22 protein-coding genes are annotated in these 23,227 nt (G+C 54.8%); 6 read left to right on the forward strand and 16 right to left on the reverse strand.

Annotated features, from left to right (window positions below):
* Positions 1-18: 18 nt before the first annotated feature.
* The 4 genes from secD to argS form a co-directional block, all read right to left on the reverse strand.
* The gene (gene secD / locus M0R70_08160) at positions 19-1,590 is read right to left on the reverse strand and encodes a protein translocase subunit SecD (protein MCK9419335.1); all 1,572 of its coding nucleotides are present in this window, start codon (positions 1,588-1,590) and stop codon (positions 19-21) included.
* 125 nt (positions 1,591-1,715) lie between these two features.
* Positions 1,716-2,051, reverse strand: a complete 336-nt coding sequence (gene yajC, locus M0R70_08165) for a preprotein translocase subunit YajC (protein MCK9419336.1) — start codon at positions 2,049-2,051, stop codon at positions 1,716-1,718.
* A gap of 152 nt (positions 2,052-2,203) precedes the next feature.
* Complete coding sequence (gene tgt / locus M0R70_08170; GenBank protein MCK9419337.1) at positions 2,204-3,280, reverse strand: tRNA guanosine(34) transglycosylase Tgt; 1,077 nt, start codon at positions 3,278-3,280, stop codon at positions 2,204-2,206.
* A gap of 145 nt (positions 3,281-3,425) precedes the next feature.
* Entirely contained in the window at positions 3,426-5,090 is a 1,665-nt protein-coding gene (gene argS / locus M0R70_08175) for an arginine--tRNA ligase (GenBank protein MCK9419338.1), read from the reverse strand.
* Between the two features lie 260 nt (positions 5,091-5,350).
* On the opposite strand from argS, the gene M0R70_08180 reads away from it, so the two are divergent.
* Positions 5,351-5,794 carry a bifunctional nuclease family protein gene (locus tag M0R70_08180; GenBank protein ID MCK9419339.1) on the forward strand — a complete coding sequence of 148 codons (444 nt, stop codon included), beginning with the start codon at positions 5,351-5,353 and terminating at the stop codon, positions 5,792-5,794.
* Between the two features lie 126 nt (positions 5,795-5,920).
* Here M0R70_08180 and M0R70_08185 read toward each other — a convergent pair whose 3' ends face one another.
* Positions 5,921-6,520 (reverse strand): UbiX family flavin prenyltransferase, encoded by a 600-nt coding sequence (locus M0R70_08185; GenBank protein ID MCK9419340.1) that lies wholly within the window; start codon positions 6,518-6,520, stop codon positions 5,921-5,923.
* 152 nt (positions 6,521-6,672) lie between these two features.
* Entirely contained in the window at positions 6,673-7,917 is a 1,245-nt protein-coding gene (locus tag M0R70_08190; protein ID MCK9419341.1) for an MFS transporter, read from the reverse strand.
* Between the two features lie 324 nt (positions 7,918-8,241).
* Between M0R70_08190 and M0R70_08195 the strand changes: the two genes are divergently transcribed.
* Complete coding sequence (locus tag M0R70_08195; protein ID MCK9419342.1) at positions 8,242-8,685, forward strand: hypothetical protein; 444 nt, start codon at positions 8,242-8,244, stop codon at positions 8,683-8,685.
* A gap of 72 nt (positions 8,686-8,757) precedes the next feature.
* On the opposite strand, the gene waaF is transcribed toward M0R70_08195, so the two are convergent.
* The 3 genes from waaF to M0R70_08210 form a co-directional block, all read right to left on the reverse strand.
* Positions 8,758-9,786 carry a lipopolysaccharide heptosyltransferase II gene (gene waaF, locus M0R70_08200; GenBank protein ID MCK9419343.1) on the reverse strand — a complete coding sequence of 343 codons (1,029 nt, stop codon included), beginning with the start codon at positions 9,784-9,786 and terminating at the stop codon, positions 8,758-8,760.
* Positions 9,787-9,917: 131 nt separating this feature from the next.
* Entirely contained in the window at positions 9,918-11,420 is a 1,503-nt protein-coding gene (locus M0R70_08205) for an outer membrane protein transport protein (protein ID MCK9419344.1), read from the reverse strand.
* Between the two features lie 120 nt (positions 11,421-11,540).
* Positions 11,541-11,849 (reverse strand): hypothetical protein, encoded by a 309-nt coding sequence (locus M0R70_08210; protein MCK9419345.1) that lies wholly within the window; start codon positions 11,847-11,849, stop codon positions 11,541-11,543.
* Between the two features lie 149 nt (positions 11,850-11,998).
* On the opposite strand from M0R70_08210, the gene M0R70_08215 reads away from it, so the two are divergent.
* From M0R70_08215 to hflX, 3 genes are all read left to right on the forward strand, one after another.
* Positions 11,999-12,331, forward strand: coding sequence for a hypothetical protein (locus tag M0R70_08215; protein MCK9419346.1), 333 nt, complete (start codon positions 11,999-12,001; stop codon positions 12,329-12,331).
* Positions 12,261-12,695, forward strand: a complete 435-nt coding sequence (locus tag M0R70_08220; GenBank protein ID MCK9419347.1) for a hypothetical protein — start codon at positions 12,261-12,263, stop codon at positions 12,693-12,695. The genes M0R70_08215 and M0R70_08220 overlap by 71 nt, the downstream gene beginning before the upstream one ends.
* Positions 12,696-12,963: 268 nt before the next feature.
* A complete protein-coding gene (gene hflX, locus M0R70_08225) occupies positions 12,964-14,541 on the forward strand; it encodes a GTPase HflX (GenBank protein MCK9419348.1) in 1,578 nt (525 codons plus the stop codon).
* Positions 14,542-14,602: 61 nt separating this feature from the next.
* On the opposite strand, the gene M0R70_08230 is transcribed toward hflX, so the two are convergent.
* The 7 genes from M0R70_08230 to M0R70_08260 form a co-directional block, all read right to left on the reverse strand.
* On the reverse strand, positions 14,603-14,785 hold the full coding sequence (locus M0R70_08230) for a hypothetical protein (protein MCK9419349.1): 183 nt from the start codon (positions 14,783-14,785) through the stop codon (positions 14,603-14,605).
* Positions 14,782-15,279 carry a nucleotidyltransferase family protein gene (locus M0R70_08235; GenBank protein MCK9419350.1) on the reverse strand — a complete coding sequence of 166 codons (498 nt, stop codon included), beginning with the start codon at positions 15,277-15,279 and terminating at the stop codon, positions 14,782-14,784. The genes M0R70_08230 and M0R70_08235 overlap by 4 nt, the downstream gene beginning before the upstream one ends.
* A 214-nt stretch (positions 15,280-15,493) precedes the next feature.
* The gene (locus tag M0R70_08240; GenBank protein MCK9419351.1) at positions 15,494-16,831 is read right to left on the reverse strand and encodes a TldD/PmbA family protein; all 1,338 of its coding nucleotides are present in this window, start codon (positions 16,829-16,831) and stop codon (positions 15,494-15,496) included.
* Between the two features lie 126 nt (positions 16,832-16,957).
* Positions 16,958-17,314, reverse strand: a complete 357-nt coding sequence (gene queD, locus M0R70_08245) for a 6-carboxytetrahydropterin synthase QueD (GenBank protein ID MCK9419352.1) — start codon at positions 17,312-17,314, stop codon at positions 16,958-16,960.
* Positions 17,315-17,743: 429 nt separating this feature from the next.
* Positions 17,744-18,151, reverse strand: coding sequence for a hypothetical protein (locus tag M0R70_08250; GenBank protein ID MCK9419353.1), 408 nt, complete (start codon positions 18,149-18,151; stop codon positions 17,744-17,746).
* A complete protein-coding gene (locus M0R70_08255; protein MCK9419354.1) occupies positions 18,129-18,944 on the reverse strand; it encodes a hypothetical protein in 816 nt (271 codons plus the stop codon). The genes M0R70_08250 and M0R70_08255 overlap by 23 nt, the downstream gene beginning before the upstream one ends.
* A 337-nt stretch (positions 18,945-19,281) precedes the next feature.
* Entirely contained in the window at positions 19,282-21,663 is a 2,382-nt protein-coding gene (locus tag M0R70_08260; GenBank protein ID MCK9419355.1) for a hypothetical protein, read from the reverse strand.
* 103 nt (positions 21,664-21,766) lie between these two features.
* Between M0R70_08260 and M0R70_08265 the strand changes: the two genes are divergently transcribed.
* Positions 21,767-23,092, forward strand: a complete 1,326-nt coding sequence (locus M0R70_08265; GenBank protein MCK9419356.1) for a hypothetical protein — start codon at positions 21,767-21,769, stop codon at positions 23,090-23,092.
* Positions 23,093-23,227: the final 135 nt, after the last annotated feature.

The raw sequence follows: 23,227 nt of genomic DNA on the forward strand, positions 1-23,227 counted from the left end.
ATCTTGATTATTTTTTCTTTAAATGCTCAATTTCTCCAGCTTCCACTTCGAGTTGATGATATCAAAGATCACCTTGGTGCCGACAAGGGCGGAATACAGGTTGATGATGATGCCGAGACTGAGCGTCACGGCGAATCCCTTAATGGCGCCCGTACCGAACAGGAACAGGGCTCCCGCCGTGATAAGCGTGGTCACATGCGAGTCGAGGATCGTCAGGAACGCCTTGTCGTAGCCCGAGTCGACCGCGGGCCTCGGCTGTTTGCCTGCGCGGATCTCCTCGCGAATGCGCTCGAACATCAGCACATTCGAGTCCACGCCCATGCCGATGGTAAGGATGATGCCCGCGATGCCCGGCAGGGTGAGCGTTGCATTCAGGAGCGCCATGGCGCCCAGGAGCAGCACCATGTTCAGGACCACGGCATAGTCCGCGATAAGCCCCGACATCCGGTAGTAAACAACCATGAAAATGAGGACGAACGCTCCTCCGAACAGCGCCGCTTTCACGCCTTTGTCGATGGAATCCTGGCCGAGAGACGGGCCCACGGTCACGTTCTGCACGATCTTCATGGGCGCCGGAAGCGATTCGCGCAAAACGATCGCGAGCTTCGCGGCCTCGTCATGCGTAAAGTTCCCGGTGATCTGGGCGTTGCCGCCGCTGATCCGGTCCTGGATGCGCGGCGCGGAGTGCACCACCCCGTCAAGCACGATGGCCAGCTGCTTGCCCACGTTGTCTCCGGTGACGCGGTCGAAGATCTTCGCTCCTTCGTTGTCGAATGAAATGGAGATCGCCGGCTTGTTGAATTGGTCGATGCCGACCTTGGCCTCTTTCAACCGGTCGCCGGTCAGGAGCGTCTGACTATACACGAGATACGGTCGCTTGATGACCTTACCGCTCTCGTCCACGTCCTCGCCATAGAGCAGTTCGCTGTCAACAGGGACCTCGCCTGCCAGCGCCTTCTGCGCGTCATCCGTGGTGTTCAGCATCTTGAACTCCAGCCTGCCGGCGGTCTTGATGAACGAGATCGCCTCCTGCGGGTTTTTCACGCCCGGAAGCTGCAGCGCGATCTGATCGTTCTCCTGCCGGTAGATGGCAGGTTCTGCAACACCATACTTGTCCACCCTCCGGCGGGTGCGCTCAAGCGCCTGCGTGACAGCCCATTCCTTGAGCCGCCTGACCTCGGCCGCTTTCATGGCATAGACCATCTCGCCCTTGGACTGGTTTTTCATGTCGATGATGGCATAGCTGCCTTTTACGAGTTTCTCGACGTTCTCGGCGATTGCATCGTCGCATTTTGCGGTGATGTCCTGACCCGACCTGCTGAAGACCACTGCGAGCTTCTGCGACGCCGCCGTGGTCTGGAGATCAGCCACAATATTGTCCACGGATGACTCCACTGCCTTGGCAGTATCCACCTCCATCACCAGGTGGCTGCCGCCCCTGAGGTCAAGTCCCAGCGAGATCTTGGGCACGCTCTGCTTCCACCAGTCCGGCAGCCCCGCCGACAATGGCGTTGACGGCACGAACAAAAACAGAGCGACCGCGACTGAAAGGGCGATGAGCGCCAGTCTCCATTGAATACTCTTCTTCATATACTGCCTCCTAAAACGCAACAAAGATTAGCTGCACATTATACGAATGTCACGAGTGAAAACCTGATTTCAGTTTTCCTCTGCGGCCCATGCGTCCGCTGTTGCAACAATGCCCATGGATCGATCTACTTCTTCCCTTCTTCCGGCTTCACGACATCCCCCACCGAACCGCGGGTGACCTTGATCTTAACGCCTTCAGCGATCTTGACCGTGAGGGTATCGGGATTCACCCCCTCGACCGTGCCATAGATGCCGCCTGCCGTGACGATCTCGTCGCCCTTCTTGATCGCATCCAGCATTTTTTTGTGCTCTTTCATCTTCTTCTGCTGGGGGCGGATCATGATGAAGTAGAAGATGGCGAAGATCACGACCATCATGATGATGCCCTGATACCCGCCGCCTCCCTGGGCCGCCGCATCGCCTCCCGGCGCTCCCATTGCATACGCTGTTGCGATAAACATAGTGTTGCCTCCTGTCGATGGAATCCTTATTTTCTCCGTCATCCCCGAATGATTCCATCGGGGATCTGATTTTATTTTTCCTGCTTCAAAAAACCGGATTCCCGATTGAACCCTCGGGAATGACCATTTTATTACGACTCGATCTAAACAATTCAGTCAACGAAGATTGAACTGTCCTGCGATTCTCTTTTGGTTAAAAATTCTTTTTTGAATTCCCTGAACCTCCCCTGCCCGATGCTCAGCCTGATGTTTCGCATCAGGTTGAGATAGAAATAAATATTATGGATCGTCCCGAGCCGCAATGCCAATGTCTCACTTGCATTGAACAGGTGCCGCAAATAAGCCCTGGTGAAGTTCCCGCAGGTATAACAGCCGCACCCGGGATCGATCGGTCGATGATCACATTCGTATTGGGCGTTCCTGATCACCACCTTGCCGAACGAGGTGAAGAACGTTCCGTTCCGGGCGTTCCGCGTCGGCATCACGCAGTCGAACATATCGATTCCGAGGTCAACCCCTTCCACGAGGTCTTCCGGCGTCCCGACCCCCATCAGATACCGGGGCTGGTCCCCGGGAAGCGAGGGGACCGTCGCCGACAGCATTTCGAACATCATGGGCTTGGTCTCTCCCACGGACAGTCCGCCGATCGCATACCCGTCGAAGCCTGTATCAACAAGCGCCTCCGCGGAGTGCTTTCGAAGATCGGGGTAGATCCCGCCCTGAACTATGCCGAACAGCGCCTGGCCCGTGTCTTTTTTCGCATCACGGCATCGTTTTGCCCAGCGAAGCGTGCGCTCAAGCGACTCATGGGCATAATCCCGGGTCGCCGGGTACGGCGTGCACTCATCAAAGGCCATGATGATGTCCGCGCCGAGCGCCTCCTGGATCTCCACGGCGTACTCAGGCGTAATCAGGTGCTTGGCGCCGCCGTCAAGGGGGGACTGGAACGTAACCCCCTCTTCCGTGATCTTCCTGAGTTCCGCAAGGCTGAAGACCTGGAACCCCCCGCTGTCCGTAAGGACCGGTCTATTCCAGCCCATGAACTTCTGGATCCCGCCGAGCTCCTTGATCAGCTCATGACCCGGCCTCAGGAACAGATGGTACGTGTTCGAAAGGATGATCTCCGCGCCGAGGTCCACGAGGTCCGCCGGCGAAAGCGTCTTGACCGTGGCCTGCGTGCCCACGGGCATGAACACCGGGGTATTGACCTCGCCGTGGGAGGTCGTCATTTTGCCCAGGCGGGCGGAAGACGCAGGGTCCGTTTTAATTAAAGAAAAATTGAACACTGTTCTCAGTGCGGAGTGCGGAATTCGGAGTGCGGAGTAACAGGCTTGCGGATTTTCATTACTCCGCATTCCGCACTCGTTACACTCGCTACATTCTCTCCGGCGCATTCACGCCAAGGATCTTCAGCGCGCTCTGGATCACCGTCTTCACCTGTTTCATCAGGAACAACTTGACGGCGGTCCGGTTGAGGTCCTCGGTAATGACCCGGTGCTTGAAATAATAGTTATGCAGCAAACCGGCGAGGTCCTGGAGATAAAACGTCAGCCGGTGCGGCTCGTATGCCAGGGCCGCCTCTTCGATGATCTCCGGATACTTCGCGAGCGCCTTGATGATGTTCCGCTCTTCTTCGAGATCAAGCAGCGAAAGATCAACAACATCGCTCTTCGGGATACTGATGTTCCTGGTCTCGGCCTCGCGGAACAGGCTCGCGATCCGGGCGTGCGCGTACTGCACGTAGTACACCGGGTTCTCCCGCGACTGCTCCTTGGCAATGTCGAGATCGAAGTCCAGATGGCTGTCGGACCGCCGGGTGAGAAAAATATACCGTGCCGCGCCGCTGCCCACGTCCTGCACCACGTCCCGAAGCGTCACGAAGTTCCCTGCCCGCTTCGACATGGGCACGGGCTGGCCGTGGCGCAGGATCGAGACAAGCTGGACCAGCAGCACATGGAGCGAATCTTTGGGATGGCCGAAGGCCTGGATCACTGCCTGCACGCGCGGGATATAGCCGTGATGGTCCGCTCCCCAGATGTTCACGAGCGTCGTGAACCCCCGGCCAAGCTTGTTCCGGTGATAAGCGATGTCCGTGGCAAGATAGGTGTAGCTCTTGTCCTTTTTCGTCACCACTCGGTCTTTATCGTCGCCAAAGGTGGTCGAGCGCAGCCACAGGGCACCGTCCTGTTCATAGCAGTTCCTGCTTTCCATCAGTTCATCGATGGACTGCTGCACCGAGCCGTCCTTGAGAAGCGCTGCCTCGCTGAACCAGGTGTCGAACCGTACGCCGAAGGACTCAAGGTCGATCCTGATGTCGGCAAGCATCGTTTCTTTTCCGTAGTCGCCGAACTGGTGAACGCATTCCTCAAAGGGAACATTCAGATAGTTCTTGCCGTGGAGCGTGATGAAGCCCTGGGCGATCTCTTCGATGTAGCTTCCGTGGTATCCGTCGTCGGGAAACGGCACATTGTTGCCGAGCGCCTGCTGATACCTCGCATAGACCGACTGGGCAAGAAGCCGGACCTGTCGGCCTGCATCATTAATGTAGAACTCCCGGGTGACATCATACCCTACCGCGGCAAGCAGATTCCCCAAGGCATCGCCGATCGCCGCGCCCCTGCCGTGCCCGACGTGAAGGGGTCCGGTCGGGTTCGCGCTCACGAATTCCAGGAGCACCCGTTCTCCCTGGCCGATGTTCTTCAGTCCGTAACCGGGGCCTTCCGAATCTATGTCAAAGAGCGTCTTCTTCCACCGGTCCTGCTTAAAGGTAAAATTGATAAACCCGGGACCCGCGATCTCGGTCTTCGCGATGATCCCGTCCTCGTCCTGGATATTGGCAATAATGATCTCGGCGATCTTCCGGGGCGGCCTGGACTCCGGCTTTGCCAGGGTCATGGCAAGCGCTGTGGCAAGGTCTCCGTGGCTCTTTTCCCTTGGGGTGTCAAGCGTGATTGCCGGCAACGTGTCGAGCTTCAGTTCTCCCTTTTCTTTGGCCCGCGTAAGGGCCTGGAGCAGGATTTCAGTCAGGGTTTGTTTCATGAATGATTTTTCCTCACCCTCTCCCCGCTGGAGCGAGGGTATACATTATTCCTTCCTATCCCCCAAGGGAGAGGACCGAGGTGAGGGGAACCGCGCTTCGACATCAGATCATGAATTACCCGTGAAACAGGCAATTCATGCACATTACAAGCAAGAAAGTATATCGTATCTTCAATAAAAGTCAATAAAATAATCCCTTTACTTAGCAAAATCCGTGTGGTATTTTATAAAAAGAGGCGCAAACCCGTATGTGGGTCCAGATGAACGTAAATACCATCCTCTTCGACAGCAGAAACAGCAGTTATATCGTCGTTTTGAAGGATGAAACAGGAAAGAAGATCCTCCCGATCTGGATCGGGGCCGCGGAGGGAAACTCCATTGCCCTGGCCATGAGCAACGTCAAACCTGCCCGTCCCCTCACCCATGACCTGATCGTCACTATCTTCGACCGCCTGGAGGTCGAGATCGCCCGCGTGGTCATCAGCGACCTTATCGAGAATACGTTCTACGCATCGCTCTATCTTCTGCACAACAACAAGGAATTCCATATCGATTCCCGTCCCAGCGACGCCATTGCGATCGCGATCCGCATCAATGCGCCCGTGTTTGTGGAAGAAGAGGTGATCGCCAAGCAGGACTCGACGACGCTCGACACCTGGATGAAGAACCTCGGAGAGAGCGGCGGGACGGAGTACAACGCATAAACGGTCAGAATCGATACTGATCGCTGACCTTTATTGGAAATTGAAAATTGGAAATTTGAAATTGTAAATTTTCAAAACGCAACGCCCTTTAAATCCGCACTCCGCAATCCACATTCCGCAATTAGATCATATCCCCCACCTCGGCGAAAGATCGTTCTCGACCCCCATGCTGTCAAGTACCCTTCCCGCGATGAAGTCCACCATGTCTGAAATGTGTTTGGGGTGATGATAGAATGCGGGCATGGCCGGGATGATATGGCACCCGATCTCTGCGAGGGTGAGCATGTTCCTGAGATGGATGGCCGAAAGCGGCGTCTCGCGCGGCACGAGGATGAGTCTCCGTTTTTCCTTGATCATGACGTCCGCGGCGCGCTCAATAAGGTTCGATGCAAAGCCATTCGCGATGGCCGCCAGCGTTTTCATGGAGCAGGGTATCACGACCATGGCGTCCACCTTGACCGACCCGCTCGCGATGGTCGCGTACATATAATCTTCATCAAAGTACGTGATCTGCCCTTCTTTTGCCTCGAAGTGCCTCTCAAGCGCGAACTGAATATCGGTCTCCGAGCCCTTGAGCAAAAGCCCGGTCTCGTCGTTCAGGATCGAGAGCCCGTCGCCGGAAATGCAGAGGTAGATGTTGTGCCCCTCCTTAATGAGCCTCTGAAGTACCCGGTAGGCATAAGGAGCGCCTGATGCCCCGCTGATCGCCACGGTATAGGTTGACATGATTTACCTCTTTCTTTTGTTCTTTCCTTCGTCATCCCCGAGTGCTTCTATCGGGGATCTGTCGCTGTACTCTCTGCTCCATAAATCAGATTCCCGATTAAACCTTCGGGAATGACCGTTTTTGTAAAACTCGGATGGCATATTTTATCACCTCAGATGCCATTTCTGATTTCCAGCGTCTTGACCGCCAGCCCCGACAGCATCAAGCTCGCCAGCATCGCCAGCCCCGCGCCCATGCCGAATGCTGTGGCCGCGCCGAACTTCTGCCAGACCAGGCCGAAAAGCAGCGAGGCGGGAAACGCGCCGAACCCCACAGCCAGGTGATAGAGGCCGAAGGCGGAGCCGCGCAGATGCGTCGGGGCAAAGTCAGCGACGAGCGCCTTCTCCACCCCTTCGGTCAAACCGAAGTATATCCCGTACACCATGAACAAAGCCCAGACATGCCACTGGCTGCTCGCGAACGCGAATCCCCCGTAGACCAGCGCGTACACGATCCATCCCGTGACGATCACTTTTTTTCTGCCGATTCGGTCTGACAGGATGCCGCCCGGGACCGAGAACCCCATTTTTACCACATGGAGCGCCACCCAGATCGCGGGTAAAAGCGCTATCGGCACGCCAAGCTGCTGGGCACGCAGGAGCAGGAACGCGTCCGTCGAGTTTCCGAGCGTGAAGACCAGGACGATCGCGAGATACTTTCGGAATCCCGCAGGCATGCCCGCCCACGCAGCCCTGAAGTTGAATCCGCTCGATGGAACAGGCAACGGACCGTCCGCCGGGCTTTCCTTTAACCCGGCAAAGAGCAGGAGCACTGCCAGCAAGCCGGGGATGAACGACAGCAGGAAAAGCGTCTTGAGGTTCTCCTGGGGAGTGTCTTGGAGGACCAGAAGCAGACCGGTCGCGAGGAGCGGACCGATAATTGCGCCGCCGTGATCCATGGCCCGGTGGAACCCGTAGGCCATGCCCCGAAACTCCGGCAGCGTTGAGTCGGCGATGATGGCGTCGCGCGGCGATGTGCGCAGCCCCTTACCCACACGGTCCGAGAAACGGAGCGCCAGAACCTGGGGCCAGGAGGTGGCAACGGCAATGAGCGGCCGGATCACGTTCGAAATGGAATAACCGGCAACGATCCAGCCCTTGCGCCGCTTCACCCGGTCCGACAGGTAGCCGGAGGTGAGTTTCAGAAACGATGCCGTAGACTCGGCGATGCCCTCGATGATCCCGAGCGCCGCGGGCCCCGCGCCCAGCACGGCAGTGAGAAAGACCGGCAGGAGCGGGTAGATCATCTCCGATGCGCCGTCATTCAAGAGGCTGACGAATCCGAGGATAACGACGTTTCTGGTGAGGCCTTTTCGCCGGCCGGATTGGGTAGATCCTGTTTCATTCATGGCAGACATAATGAATGCTGACTTTACCCGATTTGAGCCATTTTTTCAATAACCATATTTGATAAAGTCGGGGAAAAGTCCTGTCTCACACGAAGACACAAAGTCACGAAGGGGAAACTCTATAATTCGAAATTTTTTTCTTTGTGATCTTTGTGGCTCCGTGTAAAAATTGGTTTTTTGCAGACTCATCATGCTTGTTCTTCCGAAAAAAGAGGCCCGGGAGCGTTTCAAACCATTCGTCAACATAAAAATCTTGCTTCTTTATATTCAATGCTATAAACTATAGAGGTAAATTAGTTGGTAATAATTTGTGCACGGGGGAGGAATAATCTTATGCCGGACGTGGTGCTGGTCTCGAACATTGAAAAAATTGCCAAACTCAATATCTACCTGGAGGATTCGTTCAATAATTCCCGGTACTCCGAGATAACCCAGGCCATCGGTATGCATTCCCTTCTTATCGATCCTCAGCATACCATGAAAGACCAGGCCGGTCTTTATCGCAGTATTCTGAACATGATAAAAGAAAGGATCAGCAAGAGCAAAGGGAAAAACTACGGGGTCTGGTATGCAAACTTTCCGAACCTCATGGACGAACTGATATCTTCAAAACAGGTTGTGACCGACAACGCTTCACAGACAATTATCGCGTCTCACCGTGATGCGTATGGGCCTTTCAAGTCCGTTGATGACTTTTTCTTCTGGGCTCTCGACGACCGGAAACTGTCCCTGGACCAGATCGTCAAATATATCGAGAAGACCGCTGAGAAGCATTGAACCTCAATTCGAATGCTAAATGTTAAATGAAAAGAATAAACAGTGTGTCTTCACCTTTTGCATTTTGCATGTTCATTTTACCTTGATCAGTTTCATCACTTCCTCAACCGTTATTTCCTCCATGCAGCGGACACCGATCTCGCATTTCCTCTGAAAACAAGGCGAACAAGTTATCCCCGTGCGTACAACGACATGCGATGGACCATACGGTCCGGTCCTCCACGGAGCGGTAGGGCCGAACAGCGCCAGGACTTTTGCCCCGGCCGCGGCCGCAAGGTGCATGGGGCCGGTGTCGGTGGAGATGAAGAGGTCGGCAAGAACCGCGAGAGCCGCCAGTTCCTTGAGCGTGGTCTCCCCTGCCCAATTCATCGCTGTTTCGCTCATCAGTGAAATGATCCGATCATTGACAGCCCGGTCTTCCGGGCTCCCCGTAAAAATGACCACGGCATTTTTCTCCTTCACCAAACGGTCCGCCAATTCAGCGAACCTCCTCTCAGGCCAAAGTTTGGTGTTCCACCGCGCCACCGGATTCATTGCTACAAGCGGCCTGTCCTGCAAATTCATGGCTTCTATTTTTTCCCGGATTGCCGTGACTTCGCGCTCGATCGGAAGCGTACACAGGGAAGATGGATCCCTGGCGCCGAGATACCGCGCCACATTGAGATATCGCTCAAGGGCGTGTTTCTCGATATCATAAGCAGGCAGTCGCTCGTTCAAGAACAGGTGCGAAAGCTCGCGCGTCCTGTTGAAACCTATCTTGCGCGTCGCTCGGGCGAGACCAATGAGCATGCCGCTCTTTAGGAGCCCCTGAAAGTCGATGGCAATGTCGTAGCGTATGCTCCGCAGGCCCCGGATGAACCGGATGATATCCCCTATCCCTCTGACCACCTTCAACGGGTTCCGGAGCATCCTGAACCATGTTCGTCTGCGCGAAATCAGCAAGCGACCGATAAGGGGATGGCCTTCAAGGATGCCTGCCGCGGCCTCTTCGACCACCCAGGTGATCTCGCTGTCAGGATAGAGTTTTTTTATCGCCTCAAGCGCCGGCAGCGTCTGCACCACATCGCCGATGGCGGAAAGTTTTATAAAGAGTATTTTCATAACAGACACGTGTGCCAATCATAAGCCATCTGTCTGACGCAGTCAACCTGAAACAAAAAAAGAAGCAACCTCTCATCACTGAGAGATTGCTTCTTCATGTCTTGATCAGATGATTCAAATAAAGGAATACGCTAGAACCGATAGCTGTACATGACTTGTGCATTGGTCTGACTGTGCGTCACGGTCCCGCCAGCAGGGGCATTCGGTCCGGAGGTCTGCTTCACTTCCGGAGCGTAGGTGAACGAGGCATCAATGGTCGATGCCTTGTCGATCATATAACCTGCGCCCACTATCACGTGCGTCTTTTCGATTGCCGGAAACAATGCGTTCAGATAGGTATCAGGGATCGGGTTATTGGCGTAATTGATGCCGCCGCGCAGTGTCCAGTCAGCATCAATCTTGTAAGCTGCGCCGATCATGATCACATTTTGGTCATCCCACTTCTGGTCCATGGAGGCGTTAAGCACGGTGTTGTCAAATGCCGCAGCCATGCCGGCCTGGCCTGCATCCACGGTAAAGGTCATCTTGAATTCTTTCATCACCGCGGCCCAATTGATCCACTTGTAATCCGCCACGATCATCAGATCGTTGGACACCTTAAACGCCATACCAATTCCCGCCATCTGCGGCCATTCAAAATCCTGCACCTTGATCTTGCCGGTGAGTGGAATCGTCGCAGGCATATAGCTGCCGTTAGGAGTACCGGTTGTCGCATAGCCGATATCCATATTTACGTTAAAGCTCACCTTGGCGCCGCTTGTTTCCAGATCGCTTAAAGCGGTTTTGCTGTGATACGCGGCTCCGATCGAGATATCGTCATTCACCTTGTATACACCGCCCACTTTAGCGCCGAAACCAGTCCCCTTTGCCTTGCCGGTAAATGCGCTGGAATCGGAAAAATCAAAACGGGCCCAGGGAACAGGGTTAGCAGGATTAAAAGCTCCTGCCATATACATTCCGGCAAAAGCATCCACCATGCTGCCGGATGCAAAACCATATTGATGCTGATTCGGCGTGGACATGTCCATCCCCGCCATATTAAAGAACTGCTGGCCGTTCATCGCCATCTTCAGGTCCATCCCCGCCCATACAAAATCCACGGAAGCGCCGACGCTGAAGTTCTTGTCTATCTCATAAGCGAACGGCACAAGCACTCTTCCGACGCTCACCTCGGAACGGACCTTCTCACCCGAACCATATGCCAGGAACGAGTTGGCGTCATATTCCGACCCCATGCCGCCCTGGGAGAACATGCCCACGCCATAGGACATTTGGCCAGCCTTTTGGACCCAGCCGATTGCCGGCATGTAGAAGGCGTTTGCGGATGATGACGATGACGCACCTGGTGTCGTAGAGAATGAATTCGATTCATCCTTAGCCGTGATATTTGGCCCCAGATATCCCAGCGCAACGTCAAGCCGGTTGCCCTCGGGCATGAGACCAAGCGTCGCGGGATTGTTCATCATCGCCGCGGTCCCGTTATCGTAGGCCATGGAAGCGCCGCCCATTCCGGTGGCGATCGGTCCATATCCCTCCAGATTCATGCCGTTCGTGGCAAACGCCGTCGTGGAAACCATTACCAAAGCGATACTGATGAACAACAGGTACAGCACAACAGGCAATGTCTTTTTCATCTCTTCCTCCTTTTTAATTTTTGTCTCCATTTTCATCTTTTCCTCCCCAATAGCCCTACCCCTTTTATCTTGTTAAATAATAAAACAATGCCAACCGTGCGAATCATCCTCTCATAGTTTCTATCTTCTCATGACAGTGATGATCCGATGCACAAGCCAGAGCGTGATCAGCACATACACGGCGCCGAAAAGAAAAATAAACGCGACGATGAGGTCTTTTATTTCCTGAGACAAGACAATAAAAAAGGGTGTCGTAAGGTAACCGATCAAAAAGAAAGTTGCGAGAGATGAAAGAGCATTCCATGCTCTTCCTACTTCACCGTCAGGGATCGATTTTTTATAGTCATACGCCTTCACTACCGCGATCAGCATCGTTATGATGGCAAGACCGCTGACGACAGTAAAGAGATCGAACCCCAACATGTCCATGCAGCTAAGTCCTCCGCGCACTTGGAGCAATTATTCCACGTTTATGCCATTCTGTCAAGGCTGAACGATGTTCATTCCACTTTTTATACCTGTTTTTTAACTTGCTTTTTATTGCAGTTTTGCTACAATTTTCTCAAGTGCTCAAGACAATGAACACAGCATTCCGCTCTGGCGGGTTTAAAACAAGTCGCATCAATCCGGAACATTCTGCCTTGCTGTCAAAGGGTCAAGCTTTTTCTTTTCCTGATGAGAAGCAATTAGCCTTTGGGAAACGGGCCAGATGGGCAAAGAATACGGAGGAGGTTTTCCATGCCGAAAAAAGCTGCGAGCAAAAGCACTGCAAAGAAATCAACTTCTCGAAAACCCGCAATAAAAACAGTAAAAAAGAAGGTCGTCAGGAAGAAATCGCCCGTGAAAAAAGTCGTGAAAAAGAAACCATCCCCGGGAAAGGCCGTTGTCAAAAAGAAAGCTCCCGGAAATAAAACCTCAAAAAAGACCGCTGCAAAGAACAAACAAACGGTTCAATCCAAACTGTTTGAGATCGAACCCGGGCCTCCGCCTCCGGGTATTCCTCCCGTTGAAGAACCGGCCCGGCATGATGAGGCCATCGGCACGGTAACCCATTATTACAGCCATCTTGGCGTGGCCATAGTCCAGATCAACAACGGCGCGCTCAAAACAGGCGACTCGATCCACATTCAAGGCCATTCCACGGATTTCACCCAACCGGTGGAGTCCATGGAGTTTGAACATCAGCACATAGACCGGGCTGCGATCGGTCAAATCATCGGTTTACGGGTCAAGGACCATGTACGGGTACACGATATCGTGTACCTGATAAAATAGCACCGGATTGCGCCAATACATGTCTGACGCGATCTTGCCGGCGCAGGTCATTATGCCTGCGCTGTATTTGTTTAGAGGCAACTGCAGGTTGTCAGGTTCACGGTTCAGGGTTTATAGTTACTGCTTCCCAACCGTGAACCCTGAACCGTGAACCCTAAACGTTGAACCAGCATAACTCAAGGAGCTCATTATCCCGACTATTTACGGCAACACGACCGGCCTCAAGCCTGCTGAAATAAGGACGCTCGAACGTCTCTACCGCAGAAAGATGCCTCCTGACACGATCATCACTCCCGAGGCCGCTCGCGCGCTCTCTGAAGCTTCAGCCGGTATCGGACGTCAGGTCGGCCTCATCATCGATCGTTCCGGAAGCATCCGGAACGTGCTCGTGGGGACGAACCATGACATCCTCATCCCCGACCTTTCGGAGCACCGGCTTGGCGCGCGGCGCCTGCGCGGGGTGCGGTTCATCCATACGCACCTGAAAAACACCCCCCTGAACCAGGAAGACCTTACGGACCTGGCACTTCTCCGGCTGGACATGATCGCGGCGCTCGCCGTCGGCCCCAACGGGATCCCCGGGACCATCTCGCTTGCCTATCTTGTCCCGCCGAATCCCTCGGGAATCATCCATGAGATCCGTCCTCCGCAGTCCGTGCACGCCCTTGACGTGGATGCGGCGGAATTCATCTCAGACATCGAACGGGAAATGGAGCGGGCGCAATCGGCCCTTGTGGTCGCGAAAAAAGACCGCGCCATCCTCGTCAGTGTATCGAAGAAGAGCAAGCACGAACAGGAAGAGTCCATTGAAGAACTCAAGGAACTCGCCCGAACGGACGCGATCACCGTGCTTGACACCGTGGTCCAGCGGCCGCACGATATCAACCCGAGATACCTGCTCGGCGAAGGAAAGCTCAAGGAGCTCATCATCCGTTCCCAGCAGCTCGGCGCCGACCTCATTGTTTTTAACCAGGACCTGACCCCCGCGCAGGTCAAGTCCATCGGCGACATCACCGAAATGCGGGTCATCGACCGCACCCAGCTCATCCTCGACATCTTCGCGCGGCGAGCGCACAGCGGAGACGGCAAGGTGCAGGTGGAGCTTGCCCAGCTCAAGTATCGCCTGCCCAGATTATCGGAACGCTCCACCGCCCTCTCGCGGCTCACCGGCGGCATCGGCGGACGCGGCCCGGGCGAAACAAGGCTCGAGGTCGATATGCGCCGCGCGCGGGACAAGATCCGGAGATTGGAGAAGCAGCTCGACGCCCTCGGAAAGGCCAGGGACCAGCGGCGTGAACGGCGCATCAAAAGCGAGATCCCCATCGTCTCGATCGCGGGCTACACGAACGCGGGCAAGTCCACGCTGTTCAATACCCTGACGCGCTCGGAGGTAAAGGCGGAGGACCTGCTCTTCGCCACGCTCGACACCGCAACGCGCAGGCTCCGCTTCCCTCGCGACCGCGAGGTGGTCATCACCGACACCGTGGGATTCATCAAGGACCTGCCGAAGGACCTGCTTGGCGCTTTCCGGGCAACGCTTGATGAGATGCAGGACGCGGACCTGATCCTGCATGTCGTGGACATCAGCAACCCGCGCTTCGAGCAGCAAATGGAATCGGTCAACAATCTTTTGACGGAGATCGGTCTTGACGAACTCCCCCAGATCGTCGTGCTGAATAAAGCCGACCTCGTGAACCGTCTCTGGGCCAGGGCCATCTCGGCGCGTTTCAAGGGCGTGGTTTGTTCGGCGATCGATCCAAATACGTTGGGAGACCTACTGAAGGAGATTGAGAAAAGGGTGTGGGGCCAGGACCGTTCAGGGTTCGGAGTTCAGAGTTCCGGGTGAGATAGCAGCCGCGGGCTTCCGCCTGCAATTCCATTGATGCAGATGTCCTGCCGTGCGATTTTTACCGGCCAGAGATCTTCTTCCACCGCTCCAGCTTCAGTGGAGAAACAAAATCGTTGACAAACCGATTCGCCTCTTCAAGCCAGTTCAACTTTGCCTCAGGCGACGCATCTTTAAAGTATTTTATCGTCTCCTGCGAGGGACGAAAAACAAACGGTTTCTTTCGCTGTATCTGGTTGATCATTTCTTTTCCTCAGCATTCTCCAGCGCCTCTATTGCTTCGATGTCCGCGAGGTCCTGCGGCCTGCCTGCCGCTTTTTTGAGTCTCTTCAAATGCGCTAACGAAACAACGGGTATCGTAATCCCTTTTGCCGTAACACGTACGAGATCTTTCATGACCTCTCCGAAGGGAATCTTTTCCTCGATAAATACGTCTATCAGCGTCATCGGCTGCCCGGGGTCAACGAACGAGAACACCTCCATACCCTTTTCCCGCTTCCATTGGCCTCTTGTGGCCGGATCAAGCAATCCCTCGGCTTTCACCGGATTTCGCGGTAGGTATCCCAGCTCATGCATGGCATGGATAAAGCGCTTCAGGTTTTCCGGTTCCAGGTCCACGATCAGATCAAGATCAGCCGTAAGCCTTACCACGCCGTGAAGCACCAGGGCGATGCCGCCTGCGACAACGTACCGGATGTTGTTCTTTTGAAGCGAGCTGAACACATTTTCGTAATACATTCGGAAACCCCTCAGCATCAGGTTTTTTTGTGGGCAATTGTATCCCGATTATAGTGGAAATGGGGTGGATTGGGAAGAATAAACTTGGGGTATTCTAAGGGGATCCCGGTTCTTTGGGGTGAATATTTTGGAGAAAACTACAGTTTTTTATCCGATCAGCTGATGAATTTTTAGCTTTTATTCCGCATCCCGAAATCCACATTCCGCATTTGTTTTACTTCCCTCCAATCGAGAGTTCCTTAACCCGGAGCGACGGACTCCCGATCCTGCCGGAAAAGCGGAGGTCACTGCCGACGGCGTCCACGTTCATCATCAGGTCCAGGATGTTGCCCGCGATCGTGATCTCGCGAACAGGGTAAACTTTCCTGCCTTTTTCGATCCAGAAGCCGGTTGCGCCCACGGAGAAATCGCCGGATATATGGTTCGCGGTATGCGCTCCCATTACCTCGGTAACGTAAAGCCCCCTGCTCATCGAGCCGATCAGTTCTTCAAGCGAATTGTTTCCCGGTTCGATGTACAGGTTCGTCACGCCCACTCCGGGAATGCCCTTGAACCCGCCGCGCATGCCGTTCCCGGTCGAAACGGTCTTGTCCTTGTTTGCTGTATAGGTATTATACAGGAACAGGGCAAGCCTGCCCTTGTCGATGACCGTTTTCTTCTTCATAGGCACCGTCTCGTCATCCGAGGGCGCGCTGCCGAGCCCTTCCGCAAGCAAACCGTCGTCATATACCGTGATGAGCGGCGCGGTCACGTCTTTGCCGAGTTTGGTCATGAAAAGAGACCGTTTCTTCTGCACGCTCTCCGCGGAAAAACCGGAAGCCAGGATCGACAAAAAATCTCCTGCCACTTCGGCATCAAGGACCACGGGCGCCTTCGCCGAATCAATATGCCTCGCGCCAAGAAGGTCGAGCGCCTTCCTGGAGGCCCTGCGCGCAACCTCCTCGATCATCAGCTTTCGGTAAAACCGCTTAACGTCGAAATCAGATCCTGCCTGCGATTCTCCCTTTTCTTCGGCAACCACCTCGATGCTCGATGATGCGGCGGTGCCGCGGAACGAGACCTCGGCCCCGTGGGTATTCATGATCAGGGTCTCGGACCCCGCGAAGCTCGCGGACGCCTTTCGGATACGCTTGATCCGCTGGTCCACGCCAAAGGCCTCGCGTTCCATGGCCAGGACGCGGTCGATCTTTTCCTTCTCGCTCAGGGCGACCAGTTCGGGATCATATATTGATAGTGATTGATAGTTGGCAGCAAACGTTGCGGGGATAGAATTGAACACATCTGCGCCGACATTTTGCGCGTTCGTCAGTGCCGATCGTGCCAGGGTTTTGAGTGCATTCTCCGAGAGGTCTGTGGTAAAGGCAAATCCCATCTTCCCGTTGACGAGTATCCGCAAACCCGCTCCGATGTCTTTGGCGCGATCAAAGGCGTCGACCTTCTGTTCTTTGACCTCTATGCTGGTGGATGCTGAGGAGCGGATAAAGACCTCGGCGTCGTCCGCCTTAAGGTCTTTCGCGAGGGAGAGGATTTTTTCGGCGATGGGTTTGTGCAAAGGATCTTCACCTCAACTCGTAGCTACATAGGTTCACGGTTCAAGGACTTCGGCGAGCTCAGTCGAGCCGTTCATGGTTTAGACATAAACAACGCCGGAACTTTGAACCTGAGTAGTTACGCTGTTTTAATCGAAATAGCTCGCCGACGCCGTGTCCGACTCCCATACGGTGACGCTGGCGACCTCAAGGTTCTCGTTATTGATCTTCTTGGTCATCGTGTCGTAGATCCACTTGGCCAGGTTCTCGGACGAGGGGTTGATCTGGGTAAAAGGGAAAATATCGTTCAGAAAGGTGTGCTCGAGCTGGTCCAGCACATCGCGAAGGGATTTTTTGAGCTCGTGAAAGTCCATGGCCAGACCGATATCGTCCAGGCGCTCCGCGGTCACGGCAATGGTCACGCGCCAGTTGTGGCCGTGCAGCTTCTCGCACTTGCCCTTATAGCCCCGGAGCTGATGGGCCGCCGCGAATTTTGATTCAACCATGAGTTCATACATAGGAATGGATAATATGGCATGGACCTCGAAAAGTCAATAAGGAATAAATTGCGTGTCAACCCAAAATTAAAATGTCCGGGTTTAAGATACGGTGTTGAGTTTCCTCCTTGCTCTGACAATTGCCTTCGCAGGAGACTTCCCCGTATGCGTCACTGACGGATACCACGTTCCTCAGATTCCGGATTGCCCCCGGACACCCTTGCTGTTCGGCTAATGGGTCCTTTCATCGAGGATTGCGGAGGACTTGTCCCGCCAAGTCGTCGGACTTGCACCCCATCTGACCGGCCGGTAATAAAATACCGGACCTCATGCCTGGCATACGATTAATAAAGGGCCGGAGAAAATCTCCGGCCCTAAGTGGTTTGTGGTTTTTTTTAGCTTCCGTAACCGCCTTACTTATTTGTCTTAGCGGTTATTTCAATCGTCGTTCCCACGTTCATTATTATGTTTACCTCTCTTCTCTTTACATTCTGCAACGAACATGGTCATAATCAGCGAAGCGTTGTTTGAGATATTTGGATCGTTAGGAACGTCCACCACGACGGTCCACTTAATCGTCTCTCCGTCTTCCGTTCTCGGATTATAGTGATAAATCTTGTTGACGTTCTCCAACGCATAAAACGTCACACGCGCCCAAGTCATCACCGCTTCACCATCTTTATACAGGGTGATGCTTCCGGTCACGGTATCCCCACCGAAATTCCTGGTTTTAATTTGAATGGGCACAGCCTTTCTGCAATTCTTTATGACCGAGGGCACCCTGAAGGTCACGAGGCCCACATCTGAACCTGTTCCACATCCTTCAATTGAGGTGTGTACAGGCATTGGCTGTGCAGCCGTCGGTCGTGCAGATGCTGTTGTCATTGCACGATGCCGGCACGGCGGCCGTATGCACGCATCCTGTTGCAGCAGCGCAGGTGTCCGTGGTGCAGATGTTGCTGTCATCGCAGCTGATCGGCGTAAACACGCAGCTGCCGGCTACGCATGCATCTGTTGTGCAGGCGCTGCTGTCGTCGCAGACCATCTGAGTGTGGATACAAGCTCCTGTTGTCGGATTACAGGAATCGACTGTGCAGGCATCGCCGTCATTGCAGCGTGTGGCTTCGTCAGCGCACGGGTTGCAAAGCGAGGGGCATGCCACGCAATCTACAACATTCGAGCATACTCCCGCGGAGCAGGAATCCACGGTGCAGGCATCGCTGTCGTCGCAGGTGACCGGGGTGTGAACACAGGCGCTTGCACTGCAGACATCTGTGGTGCACGCGTTGCCGTCATCACACGAAGCAGCACAGGGTGCCATCATGTTGAAGTTGGTATTGAAGCTCATGAACGGGCCATCCACCATGGGATAGCTGTTCTTGCCGTCGTTATTCCAATCAGTTGACATCAAGTCCCAAACCTTGGTTGCCACCTGGGAACCGCATGCCGTTGTCCACAAGGCTGACGGTGCATACATGGCGTTCGGTGACCAGACATCCACCACGTCGATGTTCTTACTGGCGCCCCAGTCAAAGAGCATGTGGGCGCCAAGCTGTCCCGCGCCAACGGTAAAATTGGAGGAAACTGGAGCCCGTCGGACCATGCCACCTCGCAGCAAGCTGACGGGGTATCTGGTCATTAATTTTTCCCGTACTTCACCCTCACCTAACCTCTCCCATCAAGGGAGAGGAACCTATAAGTTGACCCTGTAGCGAGCTACAGGGAATTGCAAGTTAAAGTTATAAGACGTTACTGAGGAATAAAATTCTTTTCAAAACGGAGAAATTTTCTCGTAAAGACACAAAGGTCGCAAAGGAACTCTTTTTCTTGATTTAAACCCCAATGATTCGGTATTTCTTTCGCGAGCTTGGTGACTTTGCTAAATATTTTCTCGCCCTGTTGAAAATTAAATAAAAAGTGCAGCGCCTCATGATGAGGCGCTGCACAATGGGTAAATACTAATCTACCACATAGTTTTACTGCACTTTAATGGTCATTCTGTCTGTATCTCTACCGCCATTACCCTTGTTGGTAAGGATCAGTTTGCCCGCATCTCCTACGGTCGGGCAGCTTACTGACAGGGGCACAGTAAGAAGAACGCCGTTCCATGTCCCGCTCGAAGGATCCGGTCCTGACCCTTTATGGCAGTCAATGGCCACTATCGAGCCGACTGAAACGGTTACCGTGCTCGTCGTGGAAGCAAGGATGCAACCATTGGTCACCGTGAAGCTGGTTTTAATCTGCAGGTCCACGCTGTTCGGGCTCTGTCCGCCGCCACGAATAGTGACGGACGTGACACATACAGGCTTGCAAGTATCAGTGGCCTCATCGCAAACCGGTGTGTTTCCTGAACAAGGATCGGCACCGCCAACGCAGACGCCGTTGGAACAGGTGTCGTTCGATGTGCAGAAGAGACCGTCGTCGCAGGGTGCCGTGTTGTTGTTGTACACAGGCAGGCCTGTTGCCGGATCACAGGAATCGTCTGTACAGGGGTTGTTATCGCTGACAATGGGTTTCGGAGTGAATACGCACCCGGTTGCCGCGTTGCAGGAATCATCTGTGCAGAGATTACTGTCATTGCAAACGATCGTGGTGTTTACGCAGCCGGTTGCCGGATCGCACGAATCGGCTGTGCAGGCGTTGTTGTCGTTGCAGTTTTTCTGTGCGTATACGCAACCGCTCGCCGGATTGCACGTATCGTCTGTACAGGCGCTGTTGTCGTCGCAGACGATCGGTGTGACTACGCAGCCGCTCGCCGTATTGCATGAATCGGCTGTGCAGGCGTTGTTGTCGTTGCAACTGATCGGTGTGAATACGCATCCAGTCGCAATGTTGCAGGTGTCGGTTGTGCAGGCATTGTTGTCGATGCAACTGATCGCTGTGTTTACGCAGCCGCTCGCCGTATTGCATGAATCGGCTGTGCAGGCGTTGCTGTCATCGCAGCTGATCGTGGTGTTGACGCAGCCGGTTGCCGTATTGCACGAATCGGCTGTGCAGGCATTGCTGTCATCGCAGCTGATCGATGTGAATACGCAGCCGCTTGCCGGATCACAGGAATCCGTAGTGCAGGCGCTGTTGTCGTTGCAAGTGATCTCTGTGTGTACGCAGCCGGTTGCCGCAACACAGGAATCGGCTGTGCAGGCGTTGCCGTCTTCACAGCTGATCGGCGCGAAGATGCAGCCGGTTGCCGCAACACAGGAATCGGTTGTGCAGGCGCTGTTGTCATCGCAGACGATCGTTGTGTATACGCAGCCGCTCGCCGGATCACAGGAATCCGTGGTGCAAGCGCTGTTGTCGTTGCAGGTGATCCCTGTGTGTACGCAGCCGGTTGCCGCATCACAGGTATCGGTTGTGCAGGCATTGCTGTCTTCACAGCTGATCGGAGTAAATACGCAGCCGCTCGCCGGGTTACACGTATCCGTCGTGCAAGCGCTGTTGTCATTGCAGGTGATCCCTGTGTGTCCACATGCGCCTGTTGCCTCGTCACAGGTATCTGCTGTGCAGGCATCGCTGTCATTGCAGCGTGTGGCGGCATCGGAGCAGAGATTGCAACCCGTCACCGGCTCACATGAGCCTGTGGGACAAACAACGTCCACGTGTGTGCAGGTATTGTTCGAACACCCATCGGTTGTGCAAACATTGTTGTCATTGCACGATGCCGGTATGGTGGCCGTATGCGCGACGCCGGTTATCGGATCGCATGAGTCGATGGTGCAGATGTTGTTGTCATCGGTGCTGACCGCTGCATGAGCGCAGGCATTGGCTGTGCAGCCGTCGGTCGTGCAGACGTTGTTGTCATTGCACGATGCCGGTACGGTGGCCGTATGCGCGACGCCGGTCACAGGATCGCACGAGTCGATGGTGCAGATGTTGTTGTCGTCGGTGCTGACCGGTGCGAAGACGCATCCTGCTGCCGCATCACAGGTATCTGCTGTGCAGGCATTGCTGTCATCGCAGCTGATCGATGTGAATACGCAGCCGCTTGCCGGATCACAGGAATCCGTAGTGCAGGCGCTGTTGTCGTTGCAGATGATCTCTGTGTGTACGCAGCCGGTTGCCGCAACACAGGAATCGGCTGTGCAGGCGTTGCCGTCTTCACAGCTGATCGGCGCGAAGACGCAGCCGGTTGCCGCAACACAGGAATCGGTTGTGCAGGCGCTGTTGTCATCGCAGACGATCGTTGTGTATACGCAGCCGCTCGCCGGATCACAGGAATCCGTGGTGCAAGCGCTGTTGTCATTGCAGGTGATCCCTGTGTGTCCACATGCGCCTGTTGCCTCGTCACAGGTATCTGTTGTGCAGGCATCGCTGTCATTGCAGCGTGTCGCGGCATCGGAGCAGAGATTGCAGCCCGACACCGGATCACATGAGCCTGTAGTACAAGTTACCTCTGCGTGTGTGCAGGCATTGTTCGAACACCCATCGGTTGTGCAAAGGTTGCTGTCATTGCACGATGCCGGTATGGTGGCCGTATGCGCGACGCCGGTTATCGGATCGCATGTGTCGATGGTGCAGATGTTGTTGTCATCGGTGCTGACCGGTGTGAATACGCACCCGGTTGCGGGAACGCACGTGTCGGTCGTGCAGGCATTGCTGTCAGTGCAGGGGGCATTCGGTGTGAATACGCACCCGGTTGCGGGAACGCACGTGTCGGTCGTGCAGGCATTGCTGTCATCACAGGGGGCATTCGGTGTGAATACGCACCCCGTTGCAGGCACGCACGTGTCGGTCGTGCAGGCATTATTGTCAGTGCAGGGGGCATTCGGTGTGAATACGCACCCTGTTGCCGGAACGCACGAATCGGCAGTGCAGGCATTGCTGTCATCGCAGCTGATCGCCGCGTTTACACAGCCTGTTGCGGGTACGCACGAATCGGCAGTGCAGGCATTGCTGTCATCGCAGCTGATCGCCGCGTTTACACAGCCTGTTGCAGGTACGCACGAATCAGCGGTGCAGGCATTGCTGTCATCGCAGCTGATCGCCGCGTTTACACAGCCTGTTGCAGGTACGCACGAATCAGCGGTGCAGGCATTGCTGTCATCGCAACTGATTGCCGCGTTTACACAGCCTGTTGCGGGTACGCACGAATCAGCGGTGCAGGCATTGCTGTCATCGCAGCTGATCGCCGCGTTTACACAGCCTGTTGCAGGTACGCACGAATCAGCAGTGCAGGCATTGCTGTCATCGCAGCTGATTGCCGCGTTTACGCAGCCTGTTGCAGGTACGCACGAATCAGCGGTGCAGGCATTGCTGTCTTCGCAGCTGATCGTGGTGAAGACGCAGCCGCTCGCCGGATCACAAGTATCGGTGGTGCAAGCGCTGTTGTCATCACAGGGGGCATTCGGTGTGAATACGCACCCGGTTTCAGGAACGCACGTGTCGGTCGTGCAGGCATTGCCGTCAGTGCAGGGGGCATTCGGTGTGAATACGCACCCTGTTGCAGGAACGCACGTATCGGTCGTGCAGGCATTGTTGTCAGTGCAGGGAGCATTCGGTGTGAATACGCACCCGGTTGCCGGAACGCACGTATCGGTCGTGCAGGCATTGCTGTCATCGCAGCTGATCGCCGCGTTTACACAGCCTGTTGCAGGTACGCACGAATCGGCAGTGCAGGCATTGCTGTCTTCGCAGCTGATCGGCGTAAACACGCAGCTGCCGGCTACGCATGCATCTGTTGTGCAGGCGCTGTTGTCATTGCAGACAACATCCTTGCAGGGATCCAGGACTACGCAATCGCCGGTTGCCGGATTGCAGGCAGCCCCTGGTGCACAGACAACCGGTGCATAGACGCATCCTGTCGCCGCATCACAGGTGTCTATTGTACAGAGGTTGTTGTCAGTGCAGACGATCGGTGTGAAAACACAGCCGGTCGCCGGATCACAGGTATCCGTTGTGCAAACGCTGTTGTCGTTGCAGGCGATC

It is taken from the genome of Nitrospirota bacterium, from assembly GCA_023229435.1.
Classification (GTDB): Bacteria; Nitrospirota; UBA9217; order UBA9217; family UBA9217; genus JALNZF01.

Bases quoted from the DNA above. Each gene is read 5' to 3' on its own strand.
- M0R70_08265 (MCK9419356.1), top strand. From the start codon at position 21,767: ATGGTGGCCGTATGCGCGACGCCGGTTATCGGATCGCATGTGTCGATG.
- M0R70_08230 (MCK9419349.1), bottom strand. From the start codon at position 14,785: ATGATCAACCAGATACAGCGAAAGAAACCGTTTGTTTTTCGTCCCTCG.
- M0R70_08180 (MCK9419339.1), top strand. From the start codon at position 5,351: ATGAACGTAAATACCATCCTCTTCGACAGCAGAAACAGCAGTTATATC.
- M0R70_08235 (MCK9419350.1), bottom strand. From the start codon at position 15,279: ATGTATTACGAAAATGTGTTCAGCTCGCTTCAAAAGAACAACATCCGG.
- M0R70_08185 (MCK9419340.1), bottom strand. From the start codon at position 6,520: ATGTCAACCTATACCGTGGCGATCAGCGGGGCATCAGGCGCTCCTTAT.
- hflX (MCK9419348.1), top strand. From the start codon at position 12,964: ATGCCTCCTGACACGATCATCACTCCCGAGGCCGCTCGCGCGCTCTCT.
- M0R70_08255 (MCK9419354.1), bottom strand. From the start codon at position 18,944: ATGACCAGATACCCCGTCAGCTTGCTGCGAGGTGGCATGGTCCGACGG.
- M0R70_08250 (MCK9419353.1), bottom strand. From the start codon at position 18,151: ATGCCTGTACACACCTCAATTGAAGGATGTGGAACAGGTTCAGATGTG.
- secD (MCK9419335.1), bottom strand. From the start codon at position 1,590: ATGAAGAAGAGTATTCAATGGAGACTGGCGCTCATCGCCCTTTCAGTC.
- queD (MCK9419352.1), bottom strand. From the start codon at position 17,314: ATGGTTGAATCAAAATTCGCGGCGGCCCATCAGCTCCGGGGCTATAAG.
- M0R70_08215 (MCK9419346.1), top strand. From the start codon at position 11,999: ATGAACACAGCATTCCGCTCTGGCGGGTTTAAAACAAGTCGCATCAAT.
- tgt (MCK9419337.1), bottom strand. From the start codon at position 3,280: ATGACGACCTCCCACGGCGAGGTCAATACCCCGGTGTTCATGCCCGTG.
- M0R70_08190 (MCK9419341.1), bottom strand. From the start codon at position 7,917: ATGTCTGCCATGAATGAAACAGGATCTACCCAATCCGGCCGGCGAAAA.
- argS (MCK9419338.1), bottom strand. From the start codon at position 5,090: ATGAAACAAACCCTGACTGAAATCCTGCTCCAGGCCCTTACGCGGGCC.
- M0R70_08205 (MCK9419344.1), bottom strand. From the start codon at position 11,420: ATGAAAAAGACATTGCCTGTTGTGCTGTACCTGTTGTTCATCAGTATC.
- M0R70_08195 (MCK9419342.1), top strand. From the start codon at position 8,242: ATGCCGGACGTGGTGCTGGTCTCGAACATTGAAAAAATTGCCAAACTC.
- waaF (MCK9419343.1), bottom strand. From the start codon at position 9,786: ATGAAAATACTCTTTATAAAACTTTCCGCCATCGGCGATGTGGTGCAG.
- yajC (MCK9419336.1), bottom strand. From the start codon at position 2,051: ATGTTTATCGCAACAGCGTATGCAATGGGAGCGCCGGGAGGCGATGCG.
- M0R70_08210 (MCK9419345.1), bottom strand. From the start codon at position 11,849: ATGGACATGTTGGGGTTCGATCTCTTTACTGTCGTCAGCGGTCTTGCC.